At 66.3% G+C, this 5,862-nt stretch carries 5 protein-coding genes and 1 pseudogene; 3 read left to right on the forward strand and 3 right to left on the reverse strand.

Annotation, left to right across the window (positions count from 1 at the left end):
- Positions 1 to 40: 40 nt before the first annotated feature.
- From RMO57_RS13365 to RMO57_RS13375, 3 genes and pseudogenes are all read left to right on the forward strand, one after another.
- A pseudogene (locus tag RMO57_RS13365) lies at positions 41 to 397 on the forward strand (phosphatidylglycerophosphatase A); the annotation flags it as partial.
- 5 nt (positions 398 to 402) lie between these two features.
- Positions 403 to 903 (forward strand): CinA family protein, encoded by a 501-nt coding sequence (locus tag RMO57_RS13370; RefSeq protein ID WP_310387371.1) that lies wholly within the window; start codon positions 403 to 405, stop codon positions 901 to 903.
- On the forward strand, positions 900 to 1,841 hold the full coding sequence (locus RMO57_RS13375) for a glyoxylate/hydroxypyruvate reductase A (RefSeq protein ID WP_310387372.1): 942 nt from the start codon (positions 900 to 902) through the stop codon (positions 1,839 to 1,841). The genes RMO57_RS13370 and RMO57_RS13375 overlap by 4 nt, the downstream gene beginning before the upstream one ends.
- 1 nt (position 1,842) lies before the next feature.
- Here RMO57_RS13375 and holA read toward each other — a convergent pair whose 3' ends face one another.
- The 3 genes from holA to leuS form a co-directional block, all read right to left on the reverse strand.
- Positions 1,843 to 2,913 (reverse strand): DNA polymerase III subunit delta, encoded by a 1,071-nt coding sequence (gene holA, locus RMO57_RS13380; RefSeq protein WP_310387374.1) that lies wholly within the window; start codon positions 2,911 to 2,913, stop codon positions 1,843 to 1,845.
- A 12-nt stretch (positions 2,914 to 2,925) separates the two neighbouring features.
- Positions 2,926 to 3,414, reverse strand: a complete 489-nt coding sequence (gene lptE / locus RMO57_RS13385; RefSeq protein WP_310387376.1) for an LPS assembly lipoprotein LptE — start codon at positions 3,412 to 3,414, stop codon at positions 2,926 to 2,928.
- Positions 3,415 to 3,425: 11 nt separating this feature from the next.
- Positions 3,426 to 5,862, reverse strand: a 2,437-nt coding sequence (gene leuS / locus RMO57_RS13390) for a leucine--tRNA ligase (RefSeq protein WP_310387378.1), incomplete at its 5' end; no start/stop codon positions are given.

The raw sequence follows: 5,862 nt of genomic DNA on the forward strand, positions 1-5,862 counted from the left end.
TCGGGGCCTTTGACGAACGTCAGGTAGCGCATTCTTGGCGATTCTCCGGTCGTTGATGGTCGGGTGGACTACTCGTGCGACTCGACGTGGCCACTACAGTAGCCGCCGCCGGAGGCCTTCGCGTCGGTGGTGCGGCGTTCACGAGATCGTCGCCTTCTGGCTGATCCTGTGGCTTGTTTCGCCGGTCGGTTTCTGGGGTCAGCTGATCGCGTTCGCGCTGTTCCGTTACTTCGACGCCGCCAAGCCTGGGCCGGTCGGCTGGGCCGACCGTTTGTTCAAGGGCGAGCGCGGCCAGCCGGTCGGCTGGGCCCAGGGCTGGGGCATCTTGTTCGATGATTTCGTCGCGGCAGGATGTACGCTTATGGTCATCGCGCTGTGGCGTGCAATTCTGGGGTGACGAACATGCTATTTCCCGAAGAGCAAGAGTTGATCGACCGCATCGGCGTCGCCCTGACGCAGCGGCGCGAGAAAATGGGCACGGCCGAGTCCTGCACCGGCGGTCTGATCGCGGCGGCCTGCACCAGCCTGTCCGGCTCCAGCCAATGGTTCGAGCGTGGCGTGGTCAGCTATAGCAACGAATCCAAAACCGAGCTGCTCGGCGTGCCGGCCGCCTTGATCGGCCTGCATGGCTCGGTCAGCGGCGAGGTCGCCCTGCATATGGCCAAGGGCTTGTTGGCCCATGCGCCGATCGACTGGGCGCTGTCGGTCACCGGCATCGCCGGACCCACCGGCGGCAGCGCCGACAAACCCGTTGGCACGGTCTGGCTGGCGCTGGTGCATGCCGGCTCAGCGCCCAAGGTCTGGCAGGAGCTGTTCCCCGGCGACCGCCATGCGGTGCGCACAGCCACTTTGCGGGCCGGCCTGCTGGCCCTGTGCGAGGCGCTGGAAGACAAGGACGCATGAGTCTGCTGCTGCTGGGGCGCTGGAGCGATGCGGAGCGTGATCGCTGGCTGAGCCTGCTGCAAGCCGAGCTGCCCGATGAGCAATGGCTGCTGGCGCCCCCCAGCAGCCCCGCCGAGGCCGCCGCGGTGGAGGCGGCGATCGTCGCCAACCCGGCGCCCGGCGGCCTCGCCGGCCTGCCCAATCTGCGTCTAATTCAGTCGTTATGGGCCGGCGTCGAGCGCCTGCTGCAAGATGTGACATTGCCTGTGAATGTGCCGTTAGCACGCATGGTCGATCCGGCCATGAACGAGGCGATGGCGCAGACGGCGCTGTGGGCCGTGCTGTCCTTGCAGCGTGGCTTTTTTGATGTCCAGGCCCAGCAGCTGCGGTGTGAGTGGCAGCAGCCGGCGCAACCCCGCGCGGCCGAGTGGCGGGTCTTGCTGCTCGGCATGGGCGAGCTGGGCGGGCGGGTGGCGCAGTCCTTGGCGGCGCAGGGCTATGCGGTCAGCGGCTGGAGCCGGCGCCCGGCGCAGGTCGGCGGCGTTCGCAGCTTGCATGGTGACGAGGGCTTGGCGCAAGGGCTGGCGCAGGCCGATGTGGTCATCAATCTGTTGCCCTTGACGGCGCAGACCCGGCATTTTCTGGATGCGAGCCGCATCAAGGCGATGAAGCCCGGCGCCAGCCTCGTCAATCTGGCGCGCGGCGCCCATCTGGTCGAGGCCGACCTGCTGGCGGCGCTAGACAGCGGCCACCTGCGCCGCGCCGTGCTTGATGTGTTTGAGCAGGAGCCGCTGCCAGTCGAGCATGTGTTCTGGCGCCAGCCCCAAGTCACCGTGCTGCCGCATTGCGCCGCCCAGACCGACCCGCGCAGCGCAGCGGCGGTGGTGGCTGCGAATCTGCAGGCCTTGCGAAGCGGCACCGCGCTGCAACATTTGGTGCGGCGCGAACAGGGCTACTGAGCTAGCTCTGCAGTGCCAGCCTTGGACCCCGAGCGGCCGTCGTCTCCACCAGCATCAGCGCCAGCCGGCGCAAACCGGCCCAGGGATCCTGCGGCCAGTCCGGGTGGCGCAGGCCCTTGACCAGGCCATCGCAGACCTGGGCGGCTGCCACCAAACGGGTCAAATCAGCGGCATGCAGACCCGGCACGATGCGCTCGAACAAGCGCTCCTTGGCCCCCCACACGCGCGCCTCGCGCATCGCCATCGGCAGCGGTTTGCCGGCGTCGACGGCGTCGCGCACGCGCTTGAGCGCGCGGATGTCCTCGGCCAGGCTCCAGTGCACCAGCACGGCGGCCTCGCCCTCGGCCTCCAGGCCCTCCAACATGCGCAGCACGCGCGCGACCTGGCCGCCCAACACCGCCTCGCTGAGCTTGAAGACGTCGTAGCGAGCCACGTTCAAGACCGCTGCCTCGATCTGCTCAAAGCTCAGCTCGCCTTGTGGGTGCAAGAGCGCGAGCTTTTGCAGCTCCTGATGCGCGGCCAGCAAATTGCCCTCGACCCGGTCGGCAAAAAAGGCCAGCGTGCGCTGACCGATCTCGCCGTCCGCCACCCGCTGGCCCTGGGACACCAGGCGCTGGGCGATCCACTGCGGCAGCGCGCGCCGCTCGACCGGCTCGACCCGCAGCGTCACACCGGCGCCGTCCAGCGCCGTGAACCAGGCGCTGCCGGTCTGGGTCTTGTCCAGTTTGGGCAGGCTGACCAGGGTCAGCACATCCTCGGGCAGACGGGCGCAGTAACGCTGCAGCGCCTCGGAGCCGTCCTTGCCGGGCTTGCCGGACGGGATGCGGATCTCGATCAGCTGGCGGTCGGCAAACAGGCTCTGCGCCTGCGCAGCACCCAGCACCTGCGCCCAGTCGAAATGCGCGCCGGCGACGGTGAAGACCTTGCGCTCGCTATAGCCCTGGGCGCGGGCGGCGGCGCGGACCGCGTCGGCCGCTTCTTGGATCAGCAGCGGTTCATCGCCATAGACGGTGTAGATCGGCCGCAGCGCTTTGGCGAGCTGTTGGAGGAGGGCGTCGGCGCGGAGTTGCATCTGGTTTGATGGTTAGGAGGGCAGGCGCACAGCCGCCAGGCGTCGCATCACCTGGGCGACCGCATCGGACTGCATGGCGCGGTAGAGCTGCGCTTCTTCTTGCTCTTTGCCCAGCGCGTCGGTTTCGCGAAAGTTCATTTCGCGCACCATACGCAGCTCGGTGCGCGGCAGCAGCAGCTCGTCATTGGGCGTGCGCAGCATGAAGTCGAAGTTCAGGCGCAACTGCCATTCACGCACCTGACCGGCGGTGGTCGAGACCACGGCCGAGCGCTCACGCACATCCTTGAGCACCACCAAGACGAGTTGCGCCTTGTTGGCGTCCTCCAGCAGCACGACCGAGGTACGCGCCAGCTGGCGGCGCAGCTCGGCCGCCATCGCCGAATCGGGCTTGATGCCGCTGATCGCCAGGCTTTGGAACAGCAGTTCGGGCTCGCGCCGCAGCTCAAAGCCGCAGCCGGCCAGACTCGCGGCCGCGGCCGTCAGAAGATGTCGACGCTGCATAGGGATGGGGCTCAGACGACCAGATTGACCAGGCGGCCAGGCACGACGATGACCTTCTTGGCCGGCTGGCCCTCGGCGAACTTGAGGAAGTCCTCATTCGCCAGCGCCGCCGCCTCGATGGCCGCCTTGTCGGCGCCTGCGGCGACGCGGATAGAGCCGCGCAGCTTGCCGTTGACCTGCAGCATCAGCTCGATCTCGTCTTGCACCAGGGCGGCCTCGTCGACCTGCGGCCAGGCGGTGTCGAGCAGATCACCCATGCCATCGGCAAAGCCCAGCTCTTGCCAGAGCGTATGCGCGATATGCGGGCAGGCCGGGTAGAGCAGGCGCAAGAGCACCGAGAAGCCTTCGCGCAGCGCTGCGTCCTGGCCTTGCGACTTGAACGCCTCCAGCGCATTCAGCAGCTTCATGCCGCCGGACACCACGGTGTTGTACTGCATGCGCTCGTAGTCGTAGCTGACCTGCTTGAGCACCAGATGGACCTCGCGGCGCAAGGCCTTGCCGTCCGCATTGAGTGCGGCGAAGTCGCGCCCGCCGGTCTTGATCGCGGCCTCCTGCTTGGCGCCAAAGGCCCAGACCCGCTTGAGGAAGCGGTGCGCGCCCTCGACGCCGGCATCGTTCCACTCCAGCGTTTGCTCAGGGGGCGCTGCAAACATCACGAACAGGCGGGCGGTGTCGGCGCCGTACTGGTCGATCAAGGCCTGCGGGTCGACGCCATTGTTCTTGGACTTGGACATCGTCGTCAGCTCGTACTCTACGGCCAAGCCGTCTGCCTTCAGCTTGCCGCCGACGATCTGACCATGGGCGTTCAGCTCGACCTCGACCTCGTCTTCCCAGTAGTAGTTCTTGCCTGCGTCGGCCGGCTTGCGCGAGAACGCGCCCTTCAGCACCATGCCTTGCGTGAGCAGCTTGGTGAAGGGCTCGTCGATCTTGACCAGGCCCAGATCGCGCATCACCTTGGTCCAGAAGCGCGCATAGAGCAGGTGCAGGATCGCATGCTCGATGCCGCCGATGTACTGGTCCATGCCAGGGCTGCCATTGCCGGCGCCACCCATCCAGTAATCGGTGCCGGCACCGACCATCGCATCCTGGTTCTGCGCGTCGCAATAACGCATGAAATACCAGGACGAGTCGACGAAGGTGTCCATGGTGTCGGTTTCGCGCTGCGCCGGCTTGCCGCATTGCGGACAGGCGACGTTGAGGAAGCCGGCATGCTTCTTAAGCGGGTTGCCGCTGCCGTCCGGGATGCATTCCTCGGGCAAGACGACCGGCAGATCCTTCTCGGGCACCGGCACCGCGCCACAGTCGGCGCAATGGATGATAGGAATCGGTGTGCCCCAGTAGCGCTGGCGGCTGATGCCCCAGTCGCGCAGACGCCAGGTGGTTTTCAACTCACCCAGGCCCTTGGCGCCGACCAGCTCGGCGACCTTGGCCACGGCGGCCTTGTGCGGCAGGCCGTCCAACTCGCCCGAGTTGATGCAGACGGCGCGCTGTTTGTCGCCATACCAATCGGCCCACTTCGTCAGGTCATAACTTTCACCTTCGACGCCAACGACTTGTTTGATGGGCAGGCCGTACTTCTGTGCGAACTCGAAGTCACGCTCATCATGGGCCGGCACGCCCATCACGGCGCCGTCGCCATAGCCGATCAACACATAGTTGCCGATCCAGACTTCGACTTGCTCTTCCGTAAGCGGATGTGTCACGAATAGGCCGGTGGGCTTGCCCTTCTTCTCCTGCGTGGCGAGTTCAGCCTCTGTGGTGCCGCCGCTCTTGCACTCATTGACGAAGGCGCTCAGTTCGGCATTGCCGGTGGCCGCATGCGTGGCCAGCGGATGCTCAGGAGCCACGGCGCAGAAGGTCACGCCCATGATGGTGTCGGCGCGGGTCGTGAAGACGTAGAGCTTGCCGTCCTGGATCAGCTGGCCGTCGGTGCCGGCTATCTGGTGCGGGAAGGCAAAGCGCACGCCCGCGCTCTTGCCGATCCAGTTCTCCTGCATCAGGCGCACGCGCTCGGGCCAGCCGCTCAAATAGCTTTTGTGCGCCGGGTCGGCCACGGCGCCCAGCAGTTCCTCGGCATAGCTGACGATGTTCAGGTAGTAGCCGGGGATCTCGCGTTTTTCGACCGTGGCGCCGGAGCGCCAGCCCTTGCCGTCGATGACTTGCTCATTGGCCAAGACGGTCTGATCGATCGGATCCCAATTGACCACTTGGGTGCGGCGCTCGGCGATGCCGGCGGCCAACATCTTCAGGAACAACCACTGGTTCCATTTGTAGTACTCGGGCGTGCAGGTGGCGATTTCGCGCGACCAGTCGATGGCCAGACCCATGGACTGCATCTGCGACTTCATGTACGCGATGTTGTCGTAGGTCCATTTGGCCGGCGGCACGCCGTTCTTCATCGCTGCGTTCTCGGCCGGCAGACCGAATGCATCCCAGCCCATCGGCATC

This window comes from Roseateles sp. (genome assembly GCF_031397715.1).
In the GTDB taxonomy this organism is placed as follows: domain Bacteria; phylum Pseudomonadota; class Gammaproteobacteria; order Burkholderiales; family Burkholderiaceae_C; genus Paucibacter_A.